Origin of the sequence: Marinicella rhabdoformis (genome assembly GCF_009671245.1) — a bacterium.
Taxonomy (GTDB): domain Bacteria; phylum Pseudomonadota; class Gammaproteobacteria; order Xanthomonadales; family Marinicellaceae; genus Marinicella; species Marinicella rhabdoformis.
In genome coordinates this window covers 661554-678851 of the sequence record NZ_VTFS01000001.1, presented here as the reverse complement: position 1 = coordinate 678851, position 17298 = coordinate 661554, and the positions used below count along the sequence as shown (strand labels likewise).

The 17298-nt window shown below is 42.3% G+C and carries 13 protein-coding genes; 10 read left to right on the top strand and 3 right to left on the bottom strand.

The window, feature by feature from the left end; all coding sequences use genetic code 11:
* Positions 1-45: 45 nt before the first annotated feature.
* Both FET73_RS02975 and FET73_RS02970 read right to left on the bottom strand, forming a co-directional pair.
* Entirely contained in the window at positions 46-2811 is a 2766-nt protein-coding gene (locus FET73_RS02975) for a valine--tRNA ligase (RefSeq protein WP_154222419.1), read from the bottom strand.
* A gap of 38 nt (positions 2812-2849) precedes the next feature.
* Entirely contained in the window at positions 2850-4313 is a 1464-nt protein-coding gene (locus tag FET73_RS02970; RefSeq protein ID WP_154222418.1) for a leucyl aminopeptidase, read from the bottom strand.
* 111 nt (positions 4314-4424) lie between these two features.
* Between FET73_RS02970 and lptF the strand changes: the two genes are divergently transcribed.
* Positions 4425-5519, top strand: a complete 1095-nt coding sequence (gene lptF / locus FET73_RS02965) for an LPS export ABC transporter permease LptF (RefSeq protein WP_154222417.1) — start codon at positions 4425-4427, stop codon at positions 5517-5519.
* Positions 5519-6598, top strand: coding sequence for an LPS export ABC transporter permease LptG (gene lptG, locus FET73_RS02960; protein WP_154222416.1), 1080 nt, complete (start codon positions 5519-5521; stop codon positions 6596-6598). The genes lptF and lptG overlap by 1 nt, the downstream gene beginning before the upstream one ends.
* Here lptG and FET73_RS02955 read toward each other — a convergent pair.
* Complete coding sequence (locus FET73_RS02955) at positions 6585-6992, bottom strand: RDD family protein (RefSeq protein ID WP_154222415.1); 408 nt, start codon at positions 6990-6992, stop codon at positions 6585-6587. The two genes, lptG and FET73_RS02955, sit on opposite strands and share 14 nt — an antisense overlap.
* A gap of 238 nt (positions 6993-7230) precedes the next feature.
* Between FET73_RS02955 and FET73_RS02950 the strand changes: the two genes are divergently transcribed.
* The 8 genes from FET73_RS02950 (at position 7231) to purL (ending at position 17297) form a co-directional block, all read left to right on the top strand.
* Positions 7231-8004 (top strand): DUF3450 domain-containing protein, encoded by a 774-nt coding sequence (locus FET73_RS02950; RefSeq protein ID WP_179952075.1) that lies wholly within the window; start codon positions 7231-7233, stop codon positions 8002-8004.
* A gap of 1 nt (position 8005) precedes the next feature.
* Positions 8006-9370, top strand: coding sequence for a MotA/TolQ/ExbB proton channel family protein (locus FET73_RS02945; RefSeq protein ID WP_154222413.1), 1365 nt, complete (start codon positions 8006-8008; stop codon positions 9368-9370).
* A 1-nt stretch (position 9371) separates the two neighbouring features.
* On the top strand, positions 9372-9896 hold the full coding sequence (locus FET73_RS02940; RefSeq protein ID WP_154222412.1) for a MotA/TolQ/ExbB proton channel family protein: 525 nt from the start codon (positions 9372-9374) through the stop codon (positions 9894-9896).
* Positions 9897-9959: 63 nt separating this feature from the next.
* Positions 9960-10364, top strand: coding sequence for an ExbD/TolR family protein (locus tag FET73_RS02935; RefSeq protein ID WP_154222411.1), 405 nt, complete (start codon positions 9960-9962; stop codon positions 10362-10364).
* Positions 10365-10369: 5 nt separating this feature from the next.
* Positions 10370-11002, top strand: coding sequence for an energy transducer TonB (locus FET73_RS02930; protein ID WP_154222410.1), 633 nt, complete (start codon positions 10370-10372; stop codon positions 11000-11002).
* A gap of 13 nt (positions 11003-11015) precedes the next feature.
* Positions 11016-12290 carry a tetratricopeptide repeat protein gene (locus FET73_RS02925; RefSeq protein WP_154222409.1) on the top strand — a complete coding sequence of 425 codons (1275 nt, stop codon included), beginning with the start codon at positions 11016-11018 and terminating at the stop codon, positions 12288-12290.
* A gap of 321 nt (positions 12291-12611) precedes the next feature.
* A complete protein-coding gene (locus FET73_RS02920; RefSeq protein ID WP_154222408.1) occupies positions 12612-13352 on the top strand; it encodes a thioredoxin fold domain-containing protein in 741 nt (246 codons plus the stop codon).
* Between the two features lie 123 nt (positions 13353-13475).
* Positions 13476-17297 (top strand): phosphoribosylformylglycinamidine synthase, encoded by a 3822-nt coding sequence (purL, locus tag FET73_RS02915; protein WP_154222407.1) that lies wholly within the window; start codon positions 13476-13478, stop codon positions 17295-17297.
* Position 17298 lies beyond the last annotated feature (1 nt).

The window sequence follows — 17298 nt, the reverse complement described above, 5'->3', positions numbered from 1 at the left end:
TTTTTTAGTGTTATGTTAAACATGCTTTCAATACCCTAAATAGATTTAAAGGTTAGAGAGCTTCTCTAACTGTTCTTGCAGCTCTGTCAGGGCTTTTTCGTTTTGGGTCAGTTTTTCTTTTTCAGCTTCAACCAAATGAGCTGGCGCTTTGGCGGTGAACTTTTCGTTCGCCAATTTACCTTCTGCGCGTTTGATTTCTTGCGTGACCTTAGCAACCTGCTTATTCAAACGGGCAGACTCTTCTGCCACATCTATCAAGCCAGCCAAGGGTATCAACAGTTTCATGTCACCCATCAAGGCGGTTGCCGCCGGTGGTTCTTCGCCTTCTAGCAAATTAACAGAAGCCAGTCGTGCCATGGTTTTCAGTAAATCTTGCTGTGTGTTCAAACAATGTAGGTCTTTGTCACCACAGTTGGTCACCAATACGTCCAGTTTCTTAGATGGCGGGATGTTCATTTCGCCACGGATTTGTCGCACGGCCAGTGTTAAATCTTTAATCCATTGGATTTCAGCATCGCTTTGTGTATTGACCAAAGCTTCGTTGTGAACTGGCATGGGCGAAATCATGATAGATTCATCGCTCAGGCTCAGTTTTTCTTTGACCGTTTGCCAAATTTCTTCGGTGATGAAAGGCATCAAAGGATGCAATAATTTCAATGCTTGGTCTAATACATATAACAAGGTGTGTTGAACTTGTGCTTTGTGTTCAGATTTCAGTAACGGTTTAGACAACTCCAAGAACCAATCGCAATACTCATTCCAGAAGAAGTCATAAATGCTTTGGCTGGCCAAATCCAAGCGGTAGCTATCCATGTGCCTGCGGTAGTCGCTGATGCAGTTTTGTAAACGTGACAAAATCCATTGTTCTATCACTGTGGCATTTGAGAAGTTGTTTGCTGTTGCTACATAATCTTCGGTGTTCATCATGACAAAACGAGAGGCATTGAAAATTTTGTTACAAAAGTTACTGTAGCCCTCTACGCGACCCATGTCGAAGTTGACATCTCGACCGGTACTGGCCAAAGAGGCAAAAGTAAAGCGCATGGCATCACAACCGTAGGCTTTGATGCCTTCTGGAAATTCGGCTTTTGTTGCTTTTTTGATTTGTTCTATTTTCTTCGGTTGGTCCTGCATCAAGCCTTTGGTGCGTTTTTCAAGCAAGTCTTCCAAAGTGATACCATCAATCACATCCAAAGGATCAAGGACGTTGCCTTTGGACTTGGACATTTTTTGGCCTTGACCATCACGAACCAGGCCGTGGATGTAAACTTCTTTGAAGGGTACATCGTCCATGAACTTGATGCCCATCATGATCATTCGGGCGACCCAGAAGAAGATGATGTCAAAACCTGTGACCAAAACATTGGTTGGGTAATAGGCTTTCAGTTCTTCAGAATCTTTTGGCCAATCTAATGTGGCAAAGGGCCACAAAGCAGATGAGAACCAGGTGTCTAGCACGTCATTGTCTTGGCGTAATTTTACATCATCGGCAATGTTGTGTTTGGCACGCACATCGCCTTCATTCAGGCCGACGAATATGTTGTCGTTTTCGTCATACCAAGCTGGTATTCTGTGACCCCACCACAGTTGACGAGAAATACACCAGTCTTGGATGTCGTTCATCCAAGCGTAATAGGTATTTTTCCAGTTGTCTGGTACAAATTTAATCGCACCGGTATCAACCGCTTCAATGGCAGGCCCTGCCAATGTTTTGGCATCGACATACCACTGATTGGTTAACATCGGTTCGATCACATCACCTGAACGGTCACCGCGAGGCACCATCAAAGTGTGTGGTTTGATTTCCACCAATAAACCCAAACGCTCCATTTCAGCAACCACGGCTTTGCGCGCTTCATAACGAGGCAAGCCTTGATAAGGCTCAGGTGCGTTCTTGTTGATCGTGGCATCAAAATTCAGTACATTGAGCATTGGTAAATCATGGCGCTTGCCGACTTCGTAATCATTGAAGTCATGTGCTGGTGTGATTTTCACACAACCGGTGCCTTTTTCAGGGTCGGCATGATCGTCACCAACAATCGGAATCAATCGCTCGCAAATCGGCAGCAGAATGTTTTTACCAATCAAATGCTTGAATCGTCCGTCTTCAGGATTAACTGCCACGGCCGTATCACCCAATAAAGTTTCAGGTCGTGTGGTGGCAATGGTCAAAAACTGATCAGTGGCGTTACCTGCATCATCAGCAACTGGGTAATTGAAATGCCACATGAAACCGTTTTCTTCAATCGACTCCACCTCAAGGTCACTCAAGGCGGTGTTCAGTGTTGGGTCCCAGTTGACCAACCTTTGGCCGCGGTAAATCAAGCCTTCTTCATGTAATTCAACAAATACTTTCATCACCGCTTCAGACAAACCTTCGTCCATGGTGAAGCGTTGGCGTTCCCAATCTGGTGATGCACCGATACGGCGCAACTGATTGGTGATGGTGTTGCCTGATTGCTCTTTCCATTCCCACACTTTTTCGACAAAAGCTTCACGACCCAATTCGAGTCGTGATGAGCCTTTGGCGTCCAGTTGGCGTTCGACCACCATTTGCGTGGCGATGCCAGCATGGTCGGTACCCGGTTGCCACAAGGTGTTTTTACCTTGCATGCGGTGGTAGCGGATCAATGCGTCCATGATGGTATCTTGGAATGCATGGCCCATGTGCAAAGTACCGGTCACATTAGGTGGTGGTATCATGATGCAATAGCTTTCTTCGGCCGACATGTCGGCTTTGAAATGGCCTGCTTGTTCCCAAGTTTGGTACCACTTGGTTTCAATCTCTGATGGGTCGTATTTGTTGATCATTTTTTATTGGCCCTGTCTTTATTGACTTTGTTGGCAGCTTATCCTGCTTGATTGATTAAGTATTGTGTCAACATCGCTACAGGTCTGCCTGTGGCGCCTTCTTTTTTGTTGTTCCATGCCGTACCTGCGATGTCAATGTGCGCCCACTTTTGACCTTCGGTGAAGCGTGACAAGAAGCAACCAGCGGTGATCGTACCAGCTGGGAAGCCGCCGATGTTTTGCATGTCCGCGAAGCTTGTGTCTAATTGTTTTTGGTACTCGTCCCACAAAGGCAGTTCCCAAGCGCGGTCATGTACTTGTAAGCCTGCTTGAATCACATCTTGTGCCAGACCGTCGGTTTTGGTCATCACAGCAGATGCTTGGTGACCCAAGGCAACCACACAGGCACCGGTTAATGTGGCCAAATCTAAAATAACTTCAGGTTTGAATTCTTGGGCATAGGTCAAAGCGTCACACAAAATCATGCGGCCTTCGGCATCGGTGTTCAACACTTCGATGGTCTTACCAGAGTATGAGGTGATGACGTCACCCGGACGGTAAGCTTTACCATCAGGCATGTTTTCAACAGCAGGAACAATGGTCAGTAAGTTGATGTCTAGTTGCATTTCAGCGATGGCAACAAACGCGCCAATCACACTGGCTGCGCCACACATGTCGTATTTCATCTCGTCCATGTTGGCACCCGGCTTCAAAGAGATGCCGCCGGTATCAAATGTGATGCCTTTACCAACCAAAGCAACCGGTGCTTGTTTTTTATCAGTGCCGGTATATTTCAATACCACCATCTTAGGTTTGTTGTGTGAACCTTGGCCAACAGCCAATAATGCGCCCATGCCCATTTTTTTCATTTGTTTGTGGTTTAAAACGTCTAATTCGACATTGTCGTACTTGTTGGCAATTTGTTCAGCGAATTTGGCGATGTATTTTGGGTTGGCAATGTTCGGCGGGTTGTTGCCCAAATGACGGGCTGCTGTGACACCTTCTGCCATGGCTTTGGCTTGGTTGATGTAAGTGTGTAGGTTTTCATCAGCAAAAACTTCCAAAGTGTCTAAGTTGTGCTTGTTGTCTTCTTTGAAGTTCTTGGTGTCTTCATAACGGTATTCGCCATGAGATGAACCCAAAACAACCAATTTAACGGCTTGGTCAGCATCGATAGATTCAAACGTGTCACTCAATAAATAAGTGGCAACTGTTTTACAGCGTGTCTTGGCAGCCGTCGCTGAAGCTTTGTGGCTGATGTCATAAAGGGCTGTTTGAGTTAATTTGTCGTTTTTACCTAAGCCTACAATCATGATGTGTTGGCCTTTGTCATTATATAAGGTCAAAGATTCGCCGTTTTTACCTGTAAAATCAGCGTTCGCCAGTCGTTGGCTCAATTGTGCAGACAGTTCGCTGCCTAAAGCAGTAATTAAAGCGTTGTCTGTTTGGTCTTGAAAGTGGCCTACAATCAGTAAGTCAGCTGCATTGTCCGCAATGTTTTGAATGGTGGCTTTTATTTTCATGTTTTATTCCTTATATATACGAACCGCGCATTTTATACAATATGCGTCGCTTTCACCAGATTTTACTCTATGCTTTCTGGTAAAATGGCGCGCCACGAAATGAAACTTTGAATGAATACTTTAGCCAACTATTTAAGAAAACAATGTATCCAAACCAGTTTGGTGGTTTTGATGCTGCTGTTTTTGTTGATGGTGGGGACTTTGTTTACTTCTACTTTGCGCGCCATCGCGCGTGGCGTTTTACCTCCGGAGCTTTTGTTTACTGAGTTGAGTCTGCGCTCTGTTGATGTGCTCAGTATTTTGGTGCCACTCTCATTTTTCTTAGGGGTGTTGGTTTCGTTAAGTGGTTTATACCGCAATCAAGAAGCGGTCATCATGCACAGTGTGGGGTGGTCAACCAAGTCGATGTTGAAGGCACTGATGCCCCTGGCGGTGTTTGTTTTCGCTTTGATGTTATTTTTGTCTTTGGTGGTGTCTCCTGAAGCGGCTAAGATTTCAAAGGAACTTACATCTAAAGCCAACGATGAAATTTCTTTGATGGGTTTAACCGAGGGCAAGTTTCAAAAGTTTTTTTCTTCTGATGGCGTCATCTTTGTAGATAGGGTCGATGTGGAACAGCAGAAAGTTGAAAATGTTTTTGCTAACATCAGTCACGATGATCGGATTGACACCATCACAGCTGAATACGCGCACCAGTATGAAGAGGATGGTCAAAAATACATTGCACTGTTTAATGGATATCGAAATGAAGGCCAGCCTGGAACGCAAAAATACACTTTGATGAAGTTCAAACGCAATGACATTAAATTACCCAGTTTGGATGAAAAAATTGCTGACTTAGATGAGAAATCTAAAACTTCAATGGAATTATGGCAGTCAACGGATGTCAAAGAGCAAGCACAACTGCATTGGCGCATCATGCCAGCATTGACTGTTTTGGTTTTATTTGTCTTGGCAGTGAGTTTGTCTAAAACGTCACACAGAGAGGCAAAATTTGTCAACTTGGTGGTAGGTGTTTTGGCTTATGCGTTCATGGTTAACTTGTTAACTATTGGACAATCATTGTTGGAGCAGGAAAAAGTACCTATGGCTTTCGGCTTGTGGTGGGTTTACGCTGTGTTTCTAATTTACGGTGTTTGGCGCATTAAAAAAGCCGATGGCCCTTCATTAAAATGGTCAGCTTTGAAGGCTGAGGGCGCATCGTGATGGGCCTGATAACGCGATACTTATTTAAGTCAATTTCAGCGGCATTGTTGTTGGCTGTTTTGATCTTACTTTCAATTGATGTGTTGTTTGCTTTGATTAAAGAGTTAAATGACATATCGTCGGCCTATACTTTAGGTGATGTGTTCTTTTATGTGGCTTTAACCATTCCCAGTAAAATATATGAACTTTTTCCTGTCAGCGCGGTGTTGTCTGTCGTTGTTGGTCTGGGCGCCTTGGCAGCGGGTTCTGAGTTGGTTGTGCTGATGAGTTCTGGTTTCAGTAAAATTAAAATTGCTGTGGTTGCGCTGCTGTCCATTGGGTTTTGGTTGGCTTTGGTTTTGTGGTTGGGCGAGTTTGTTGCGCCAGCAGGAGAGCAAATGGCGCAAGACTTCAGGAACCATAAAATTTCTCAGGGTAAATCTATCAGTACATCAAAGGCCATTTGGTTGAAAGATGGTGATGTTGTTTTAAAAACCAAACAAATGAGGTCCAAAGGTGACGGTGGATATGAGTTGGAAGATGTGACTGTGTTTGAGCTGGTGGATAAGAAGCTTAAGCGGGTGTCGAAGGCTGAAAAGGCAACATATAAAAATGAACAATGGACGCTGGAAAACATTCAGATTTCAAAATTTGAAGTGGCTGGTGTGGACCTTGATAAGAAGTCTGACATGAAATGGTCATCTCGCATTGAACCTGAGATTTTGAATATCAGCAGCACCCGGCCAAAATATTTGAGTTTACGTGACATTAAAAAGTATCAGCAATTCACGGCTCAGAATGAAAGCATGCAATCAGCGTATCATATTGCTTGGTGGTCTAAATGGAGTTTTCCATTGTTGGTCATTGCCACAGCCATGTGCGGCGTTGTGATGTTATTCGGCCAGGTGAGGAGTGGAGGCATGGCACAGCGATTGGTTGTGGGTATTGTGATTGGTATTGTGATTTATTTGCTAAACAAGACCTTGCTTAATTATGGCGAGGTTTATCATGTGCATCCGTTCTGGGTTGCCATGTTGCCTTCCTTGGCATTGATCATGGTTCTATTTTTGGTCTTGTCAGAAAAGCTCAGGCTTTCTTAATAGAAACAGTTTTGGTGTGACTGATTTGGTCCATCCAGGTTATCTTGTCTTTGTTCCAGAGCTTGACCCAAAGGCCAAGCCCAAGTGTGGCTATACTGGCCACACCCGCCAAAAACCTTAAAGTTACCTTGCCCCATGTTAGTTGGTTGTGGTCTACAATTGCCAGCTTCCATGCACGCATGCCTAATGTTTGTCCGCCAGATTTCCATGAATAGGCAAAATACAAAAACACTTCAGCCGCGAGAAAAAATTGAAACCAAACAGTGCCTGGAGATACTTCTTCACCACCCCTCAATAACATGATAAATAGAGAAGATGTCAAAAACAGACCTAAAATAGGAAATATGTCGTACATTAGTGAAAAGAGATGTTTAAAAACTGAAGAGTGCTTCATTTTATGAATTGCCTTGTAAATGATTGAACGGCATGGATTTTATAGAAATACGCGAGCAAAATGTAACAATATTTTTCTTAATTTAGCGTAAATATTTCTTTAAATTTTTGAGAAAGGCGGGTATTCTTGTTCCCCACTGAGTCGAGTGAATCTTGAGTTTGGGTGTGTTTTGTATTGAAAAATGTGCTTAAAATCAATGGTTTCACGTATTCTTAAACTAATAATTGGAAGGGAAGGTATGCTTATATCTCACAATTCTAAAGTTAATTTGACCAAAAAAATGGTAATTTTGGCTTTAATGTTCGTTTCAGTTGCAGTAACTGCACAATTACAAACAGCAGTACAGGTGGTGACCAACACCAACAATGCAGCAGCAACATCTCAAAACAGCGTCAACCGTTTGAGTGATCAAACAGAAGAGTTGTTGGTTCAATACAGAACAGTATTGTCTGAAATTGAAAGTTTGCAGGTTTATAACCAGCAGTTAGAAACGGTTGTAAATGACCAAAACAGCGCCATTCAATCTATGAATGAGCAAATGACTGAGTTGGAATCAACTAACCGTGCCATTGTTCCTATGGTAATCGAAATGGTCGATATGATGAGGCAGATAGTTGAAGCTGATGTGCCTTTCAGAAAACAAGAGCGTTTGAGACGAGTTGCTTCATTAGAAGCCATTTTAGAAAACTCAAGTGTGACCACTTCTGAAATTTATCGAAAAGTAACTGAAGCGTATCAAATTGAGTTGGATTATGGTCGTTCTGTTTCTACATATGAAGATGAGTTGCCAGGCAATAACACCAAAGTTAAGTTCTTGCAAATAGGTCGTACAGCCTTGTTATACCAAACATTGGATGAAAAAGAGTCTGGTATGTGGAATGCATCTACCAAACAATTCGAGAAATTGGATGACAGATACAATTCAGCTATTAAGGAAGGATTGAGAATTGCTGCTAAACAAGCTGCGCCAAACTTGATTGGCTTGCCAGTTATCATGAGCACAGGAGAATAAGATGAGAAAATTAACTACTTTGTTATTGGCACTGTGTTTTTCGGCAACTGCTGTTCAAGCACAAGATATGTCTTTAGATCAGTTGTTGAATGTTGTTAAAAAGGCAGCAACTGAAAGCTCTGCAGCAAACAAAAAACGTGAAGCAGAATTCAAAAGCAAGCGTGACCAACAGCGCCGTTTGTTGAGTGAAGCTCGTGCACAGTTGGCAGCTTTAGAACGTCGTACAGAAGAATTAAAGTTGGCTTACGACAACAACGAAAAAACATTGGCTGAACTGGAAACTACTTTGGCTGAGCGTTCTGGTAACTTGGGTGAAATGCAAGGTACCGTTAAAGTATTGGCTGGCGACTTAAGAAGCGCTTTAGAAGAGTCTATGACTTCTGCTGAATTGCCTGGTCGAATTGAGTTTTTAACTCAGTTGGCTTCACAAACTAAATTACCTAACATTCAAGAATTGCGTCAACTGTGGTTGGAAATGCAAACTGAAATTGTCGAAGAAGGTAAGATCTCTAGGTTCACGGCCGATATTCGTGATGAGCGTGGAGAAATTGAAAGTAATGTAGAGGTCACTCGAGTTGGTACGTTCAATGCGTTCGATTCAAATGGTAAGTTTTTGATCTGGAAATCTGCTGCTGATGCTGGTACTGGTACTGGTAAAGGTGAGTTGATGCGTTTGTCAAAACAACCTGCGGCTCAATATGCTGGTTTGGCTAAAAGTTTTGTTAATACGCCGGCGGGCCAATTAGGCGAAGTGCCAATGGATTATACCCGTGGTACCATTTTACAGCTGGTGATTCAGACTCCAAGTTGGCAGGACAAAGTAAAACAAGGTGAAGAAGTGGGTTATACCATTTTGATTATGGGTGGTATCGGTTTGGTAATTGCTATCATCAAGTTCTTCATGTTGTTAGGTTCTGGTTCAAAAATCAAATCTCAATTAAAGAAAAAGCAACCAAGTCAAAACAATGCTTTGGGTCGTATCATGTCTGTATATACTGAAAGTCCAGATACTGACATTGAGACAATGGAATTGAAACTAGATGAGGCCATTTTGAGAGAGACCGGACCTCTAGAGTCAGGTTTGTCTATCATTAAAGTATTTTATGTGATTGCACCTTTAATGGGTCTGTTAGGTACAGTTGTTGGTATGATTCAAACCTTCCAAATGATCACATTAATGGGTACTGGTGATCCTAAATCTATGGCTGGCGGTATTTCTATGGCCCTGGTAACTACAGTGTTGGGCTTGGTTGTTGCCATTCCTTTGACTGTATTGCACTCAATCTTGCAATCTATGGCGCGTAAACAAACGCAAATCCTAGAAGAGCAAAGTGCAGGCATCGTAGCCCGTATGGCGGAGAAATAAGATGTTTTGGCTCAAAGAGCGTTGGTATAGCATTTTATCTTTTATTGACATGGGTGGCCCAGTGCTCTGGGCCATCATGGTGTTATTATTTGTGATGTGGCTGATGATTCTTGAGCGTTCTTGGTTCTATTTTGTAACTTATCCTAAGATGAGAAACAAAATCATTAAAGAATGGGACGAGCGAGAAGACACAACCACTTGGTTTGCCAGAAGAATCAAAGAAGCAAAAGTTTCTGAAGCATCAATCAGTTTGCGTTCAGGTTTAGGCTTTTTAGAGTCTTTGGTTGCCATCAGCCCATTATTTGGATTGTTTGGAACTGTTTATGGCATGTTGCAAGTATTTGACATCATGGCAATTGCTGGTACCAGTAATGCCAGAGCGATGGCCGGTGGTGTTTCAAAAGCCACTGTACCGACTATGGCTGGCATGGTTGCTGCACTGTCTGGTGTATTTTTTACGACTTTCTTCAAGCACAAAGCGGCGGTTGAAGCGGAAAAATTAGAAGACAGAATGCAGTCACATTGAAAATTTATTGAACCTGGACCATTGGTTCAGGTCAATAACATTGAGTAAAAAGAGAATTGAACAATGAAGAAAAGACATTTTCAAGAAGACGAAGCAGAAATCAACATCACGCCCATGCTGGACGTAGTATTCATCATGTTGATTTTCTTTATCGTAACAACTTCATTTGTAAAAGAAACAGGTGTTGATATTTCAAGACCATCTAATTCAAATGCCAAGCAAGTCAAAAAAGGAAATATTTTGGTTGCTATCAAAGACGATGGTGCGATTTGGATTAACAAACAAGAAGTTGATTTACGTGCGGTTAGATCTCGTGTAGAAAAAATGCATGCGGAAAACCCAGAAGCCAGTGCAGTTATTATTGCTGATCGTGGGTCTCGTACAGGTGACTTAGTACAGGTAATGGATCAAATTAAATCAGCTGGTGTTGAAAGTATTTCGATCGCTGCAGAAAAAGATCAGGGGTAAGTTGTATGAGTTTACCTCGCTATATTCTAGTTGCTTTTGCTGCTGCATTTATTACGGTTACTTTGTATCTGTTAATGCATCACTTGGTTAGCCAAGCTGCTGATAACCGTAATAATGATGATGAGTTGCCTTCTATTGATTTTACGAAAGTAAAATTAGAGGATGAGGTGAGAGAGCGTTCTCGAAGAATCCCTAAGAAGCCACCACCACCAAAAGAGCCGCCACCGCCACCAAAACTGAATGTTGCTCAGCAGCAGCAAGTAGTTAATAACATGCCAATGGCAAATATTCCTAATTTAGATTTGGGTATGGGTGGAGATGGTCCGTTTTTAGGTCAATTGGGTTCAGTAGATATGGGTGCAGAAGGTGGCGTAATTCCCATTGTTCGAATCGCGCCTCAGTATCCACGTAAGGCACTGATGGCTAAAATTGAAGGGTGGGTTAAGGTTCAATTTACAATTACTCCAGGTGGAACAGTTTCTAATCCACAAGTGGTTGATTCAAAACCTAAACGCATATTCGACCGTGAAGCCATTCGAGCAATCTTAAAGTTTAAATTTAAACCAAAGGTTGTTAATGGTCAGCAGGTAGAGCAAATTGCTACTCAAACCATTGAGTTTGATTTGCCAGACAGTTAATGAGGAGCTATTCATGAATAAATTAATCACTGTAAGTGCTTTGTTATTGTCGTCAACTTCATTGTTGGCAGGATCATTAAAGACTGACAACCCTGAAAGAAAGCCATCTGCTCAAGTCATCATGTCTGAGGTTCAATCTAAAAGGGTCACTAAGTTGAGTGAATTCTTGGCAGATGAGAAATACGCGGAAGCTAAATCAGGTTTGGAAGCTATGTTGGTTAAGACCAACCCTAAGCGTGATGCTTATGTTCAATCATTGTTGCATCAACTGCTTGGCCATGCAGCTTCCGCTCAAGGTGACTACAAAGCCACAGCACGTCATTTTCAAAAATCTATTGATTTAGATGCGATGCCTAATACAACTCATTTCAGTATGATGTTGCAATTGGCTCAGATCAAAATGGCGGACCAAGATTATCAAGGTGTTTTAAAGTCTTTGGATGAATACTTTAAAGTTGTAGATGAGATTCCAGATAAAGCTTTTGCTGTTAAGGCAAATACTCATGCGCAATTAGAACAGTTCAGAGAAGCGCAAAAAGCCATAAAGCAGGCCATAGCATTGGCTGATAAGCCCAATGAATCTTGGTACCAGCTTTTGTTGTCTACGCATGCCGAATTGTCTGAATATAAGCAAATGGCAGAGGTGTTGGAAATTTTGATAGGTCTGGCTCCTGAGAAGAAAATCTATTGGAAACAGCTGTCTTCAGTTTATTTTACTTTAAAAAATGACAAAAAATCACTGGCTGTTTTGGCGCTAGCCGAAAGGAAAGGGTTATTATCTGAAGAAAGTGAATACCTACAACTGTACAAGATGTACTCATATAATAATGTTCCTTATGAAGGCGCTAAATTATTAGAGCGTGCCATGAATGAGAAAAAAGTTGAGGCCAATTTCAAAAACTTAAAGCAATTGGGACAAACTTGGTACGCCGCTAAAAATGTCGACAAATCATTGGCAGCGTATGACAGAGCAAGTGAGTTTGCTAAAGACGGTGAAATGGATTTAACTCGTTCATTTTTGTATTTAGACATGGAGAACTGGTCTAAAGCCGTTTCTTCTATAACATCTGCATTGAAAAAAGGCGGTTTAAGTGACGATAAGATGGGCAATGCTTGGTTGATGTTAGGTATGAGTCATGCAAGCTTGAAAAACTATCCTCAGGCGAGAAAGGCTTTTAACAATGCAATAAACTATAAAAAATCAAGAAGTAATGCACAGCAATGGTTGAATCATTTAACCACGTTGGAAGAAAAGGCAAAAGCAACGACTGCCCAAGCTCAGCCGTAATCAACTTTTGATGTATTAAAAGCTGGAAAAAGGACTTTCCAGCCACTTTTTTCTTACTTATGAAATTGGCAAAAGCTAACACCTCACTTTTTTAAAATAAAAACATCCTTATTTGATGTAGTCTTGGGTTTATCTAAAGAGTATTTCAACAAACAAATACACAAACTATTAATGCAATTCACGACACCAGCTAATGAAGCTTAAATAACCCTGCTTCATTTCTAGAAAAAGTGGAATTTATGAAAGATATACATAGAATGAAGTGTCTTATTGAATTATTTTGACTATTTACGGCCATAAACCGAGAAAAACAGGAAATTTATGAAAAAAATATTAATTTTGGCAGCCGCTGCTCTAACGTCAACACAAGGTGTAGCAGAAGATGATTTGGTGAAATACACCATGGCGTTACAAAAAATCGCCTCTCCTGCAACAAAAGTTGTTGCAGTGTCTGATACGCCAATAAAGGGTGTAAAAGAAATATTAGTTGATGTGGGTCGTGGATCAGAAGTGATGTACATCTCCGAAGATGGCAAATATTTGGTTAATGGATCATTGTTTGATATTGAAAACAGGGTTGATTTAACGGATGCCAAAAAAACTCAAATGCGTAAAGATGTGATGAAAGCATTTGGAAAGGGCGACACCATAGATTTTTTTCCTGAAGAAGGGAAAATGACCAGTCATGTCACCGTTTTCACAGACATAGATTGTGGCTACTGCCGCAAACTACATGCAGATATGCAGGGTTATAATGACCTTGGTATCGGCGTGTCATACTTGTTTTTCCCCAGAGCGGGTTTAAATTCTGCTTCTTTTGATAAAGCGGTCAATGTTTGGTGTGCCAACGACAAGCAAGAAGCAATGACATTGTCTAAAGCAGGTGAACCTGTTGAGCCAAAAACATGTGACAACCCAATAGCGGCACAGTACAAAGCGGGTGTAACTGCGGGTGTGTCTGGCACACCAGCAATTGTGCTCGATGACGGTACATTGATGCCAGGTTATTTGCCACCTGCTCAATTGAAACAGCGTATGGATATGCTGGCAATGAAAAAATAAGTTTTCAATAACACAAAAAAAGCCGCTTTTATGCGGCTTTTTTTGTGGCATTCATCAGCGCTATTAAACGCTTTCATGTAAAATAACGTGTTTTTTTTGAACTCTCAGATATTGGCAAATCCTATGGCGCTTCATATATATACATTTGTGGGTGGCGAAAGTCACTCTGCTTTCCGTTTGAGGAAGTTGAATCAAGCTTTGAATAATAAGGCCGTTATTGAGCAAGCTAAGTACATATATGTCTTAGAAGCTTCCAAGACGTTGTCAGATGCAGAGTTGTCACTAGTTTCACAGTTATTGCATGCAGAACAACAAGCGTTGAATTTTTCTCAAAGCAGTGTGGTGATGTTACCGCGAGTGGGAACCATATCACCGTGGTCAACAAAAGCCACTGATATATTTAAGCATTGTGACCTAGATTCAGTTAATCGAATTGAAGCGGGACAAATGTATGTCTTTACTCAAAATGTAAATACAGCGCCTGCTGAGATATATGATCGAATGACGGAGCAAAGGTTTACAGGCTTGGAGCATTTGTCAGATTTATTTAATCATGAGCAGGCAAAGGCTGTCACCGCAATCGATTTATCTGATGGTAAAGAAGCACTTGAAGATTTAAATCAAACTTTAGGACTGGCTTTGTCATCGGAAGAAATAGATTACCTTTTTGACGCCTATCAAAAAGCAGGAACTGCACCAACTGATGCAGAGCTCATGATGTTTGCTCAAGCCAATTCAGAGCATTGTAGGCACAAAATTTTCAATGCTGAGTGGACGATAGATGGTGAAGTGCAGCCACTGAGTCTATTCAAAATGATTAAAAACACAGAGGCCAAAACTTCGCAAAAAGCATTGTCTGCATACAAAGACAATGCTGCAGTGTTTGCAGGTGGTAAAGGCCAACGATTGATTAATGGAAGTGAAGACAATTCTTACCAATTTGAAGACCAAGAAATAGATGTTTTAATCAAAGTAGAAACACACAATCACCCAACAGGCATTGAACCCTTTGCTGGTGCAGCCACTGGGTCTGGTGGTGAAATACGTGATGAGGCGGCGACAGGACAAGGCGCTAAACCCAAAGCAGGATTGTGTGGTTTTTCAGTCAGTCATTTACATATTCCAGGCTATCATCAGCCTTGGGAAAATGAATCGCCTGGCACACCTGAAAGGATGGCAACCTCATTTGAAATCATGCAAAAAGGGCCTATAGGTGCGGCAGCATTTAATAATGAATTTGGCCGACCTAATATCTGCGGTTACTTTAGAAATTTTGAATTGCCAGTTGGTGATACCCAGTGGCGAGGCTACCACAAGCCGATTATGTTGGCAGGTGGTATGGGTAATATCAATCACATCCATGTACCCAAACAAGACACCTTGCCTGGTGATTATGTTATTGTACTGGGTGGTCCCGCGATGTTGATTGGATTGGGCGGCGGTGCAGCCAGCTCAATAACCAGCGCTGATGGGCAAGAAGATTTAGACTTTGCCTCCGTACAACGCGGTAATCCTGAAATGGAACGCCGCTGCCAAGAGGTCATTGATCGTTGTTGGCAACAAAAAGTTGACAGCCCCATCCGTTCAATTCATGACGTTGGTGCAGGTGGTTTGTCAAATGCCATCCCTGAGATTCTGGATGATGCGGCAGTAGGCGGTGAAATTGAATTGCGACGTTTACAAATTGATCATGTATCCATGTCTCCAATGGAAATATGGTGTAATGAATCACAAGAACGCTATGTGTTGTCAATTAAACCGGAAAAGCTGGCGGAATTTGAAGCCTTGTGTGCTCGTGAGCGATGTCCGTATGCAGTGATGGGGCAGGCAACAGTGGCGCAAACTTTGAAAGTAAATGATGAGTTATTTAATAACACACCAGTTAACGTGCCGATGTCTTTGTTGTTTGGAAATACGCCTAAAACAGAAATTAAAATCAACCATGCCCAACCAAAAGGTGAGTCATTTGTTAATCAAGTGGAGTCATTGAAAGTTGCAGCTGAACAAGTTTTGGCGTTTCCTACAGTTGCCAGTAAAAAATATTTAATTACCATCGGAGACAGGACGGTTTCCGGGATGATCCACCGAGATCAAATGGTGGGCCCGTGGCAGGTGCCTGTTGCAGACTGTGGAATCACCTTGCGTGATTATCATGGCTTGGCAGGTGAGGCCATGAGTATGGGTGAACGTACGCCAGTGGCTTTAATCAATCCAGCCGCTTCGGCAAGATTGGCGGTTACAGAAGCCATTACAAATTTAGCATCAGTTCAAATCAATGACTTGAATTTGATTAAGTTGTCAGCGAACTGGATGGCAGCCAGTTCACAGCCTGGTGAATACCAAGCATTGTATGAAGCGGTTAAAACCATAGGTATGGAGTTGTGTCCGAGTTTAGATATTGGTATTCCGGTTGGTAAAGATTCGTTGTCAATGCACACCTCTTGGAAAGTGGCTGGTAAGGACCGTGCAGTTACTTCCCCTATGTCATTAGTGATTTCAGCCTTTGCTCCAGTAGAAGATGTGAAAAAGCATGCCACTCCTCAGTTATCAGGTAAAAAGGGTAATGCCTTGTATTTGATTGATTTGTCGGCAGGAAAAAACCGGTTGGGGGGTTCTATTTATTATCAAACACAGAAGCAAATGGGCACAGAGTCAGCCGACCTAGACTCTCCTGTGGTTTTGAAAAACATGTTTGCCATGATGCAAAGCTTACATGCCAGTGGGGATTTGTTGGCATACCATGATCGATCAGACGGTGGTTTGTTAGCCACATTAGCCGAAATGGCGTTTGCGGGTCATTGCGGGCTAGATGTGGGTTTAGCAGGCGGAGATTTGGCTTCACAGTTGTTCAGTGAAGAGCCAGGTGCGGTGGTAGAAATAGATCCAAGTGCAGTGAATGTATTTCATGCGCTGGCTGAAAAACATGGTTTGCAAGATAACATTTCTCAAGTGGCGGTGATTAATGACACGCAAACTTTTGATATCAATGAAGGTCAAATCTATTGGACTTTGAGTGAGTTAGAGCAAATTTGGTCTAAAGCCAGTTATATGATGGCCAGACACAGAGATAACCCAGCGTCTGTTGATTCAGAATTTGGACTGTTGGGTGAAGACAATCCAGGGATTAAGCCTTTGACAAAGTTTGATTTCAGCGAATCGCAAATCAAGCCATATGCTAAAAAAGCCAAACCAAAATTGGTAGTGCTGCGAGAGCAGGGTGTGAATGGTCAAAATGAAATGGCAGCTGCTTTTATGCTAGCTGGATTTGATTGTGTGGATGTGCATATGTCTGACTTACTCTCTGGCGATAAAAACTTATCATCTTTCAGTGGATTGGTTGCTTGTGGTGGATTCTCTTACGGTGATGTGCTGGGTGCAGGGTTGGGCTGGGCTAAAACGATTTTATTTAATCCCAAATTAAAAGCAGAATTTAAGGCGTTTTTTGAAGACGAGAAGAAGTTTGCTTTGGGTGTCTGTAATGGTTGTCAAATGCTGTCAGGTTTACGCAGTTTGATTCCTGGTACTGACCATTGGCCTGACTTTGTTCGTAATGAGTCTGAACAGTTTGAAGCCAGGTTTTCACAATTAGAAATCCCAGCAGGGAATAGCATGTTTTTTGAAGGCATGTCTGGCGCAAGAATACCAGTTGCGATTGCACATGGAGAAGGTCGAGCAGATTTTGGTGGGCAGAAAGTCGAACCGACTGTGATTGCGGCACAATATATTGACAATCATGGGCAAGCCACCCAAACATACCCATATAACCCCAACGGCTCAACACAAGCGGTGGCTGCTGTCACTAATGATTCAGGGCGTGTTTTGGCGATGATGCCGCACCCTGAGCGCGTGTTCCGAACGGCTCAAATGTCGTGGGCGCCAAATGAGTGGGGTGAAAACTCACCTTGGATGCGCATGTTTTATAATGCAAGAAAGTTTGTAGGTTAAA

Coding starts and splice junctions, on each gene's coding strand:
- FET73_RS02945 (WP_154222413.1), top strand. CDS start 8,006: ATGAGAAAATTAACTACTTTGTTATTGGCACTGTGTTTTTCGGCAACT.
- FET73_RS02940 (WP_154222412.1), top strand. CDS start 9,372: ATGTTTTGGCTCAAAGAGCGTTGGTATAGCATTTTATCTTTTATTGAC.
- FET73_RS02955 (WP_154222415.1), bottom strand. CDS start 6,992: ATGAAGCACTCTTCAGTTTTTAAACATCTCTTTTCACTAATGTACGAC.
- FET73_RS02970 (WP_154222418.1), bottom strand. CDS start 4,313: ATGAAAATAAAAGCCACCATTCAAAACATTGCGGACAATGCAGCTGAC.
- FET73_RS02950 (WP_179952075.1), top strand. CDS start 7,231: ATGCTTATATCTCACAATTCTAAAGTTAATTTGACCAAAAAAATGGTA.
- purL (WP_154222407.1), top strand. CDS start 13,476: ATGGCGCTTCATATATATACATTTGTGGGTGGCGAAAGTCACTCTGCT.
- lptF (WP_154222417.1), top strand. CDS start 4,425: ATGAATACTTTAGCCAACTATTTAAGAAAACAATGTATCCAAACCAGT.
- FET73_RS02925 (WP_154222409.1), top strand. CDS start 11,016: ATGAATAAATTAATCACTGTAAGTGCTTTGTTATTGTCGTCAACTTCA.
- FET73_RS02930 (WP_154222410.1), top strand. CDS start 10,370: ATGAGTTTACCTCGCTATATTCTAGTTGCTTTTGCTGCTGCATTTATT.
- FET73_RS02975 (WP_154222419.1), bottom strand. CDS start 2,811: ATGATCAACAAATACGACCCATCAGAGATTGAAACCAAGTGGTACCAA.
- FET73_RS02935 (WP_154222411.1), top strand. CDS start 9,960: ATGAAGAAAAGACATTTTCAAGAAGACGAAGCAGAAATCAACATCACG.
- FET73_RS02920 (WP_154222408.1), top strand. CDS start 12,612: ATGAAAAAAATATTAATTTTGGCAGCCGCTGCTCTAACGTCAACACAA.
- lptG (WP_154222416.1), top strand. CDS start 5,519: ATGGGCCTGATAACGCGATACTTATTTAAGTCAATTTCAGCGGCATTG.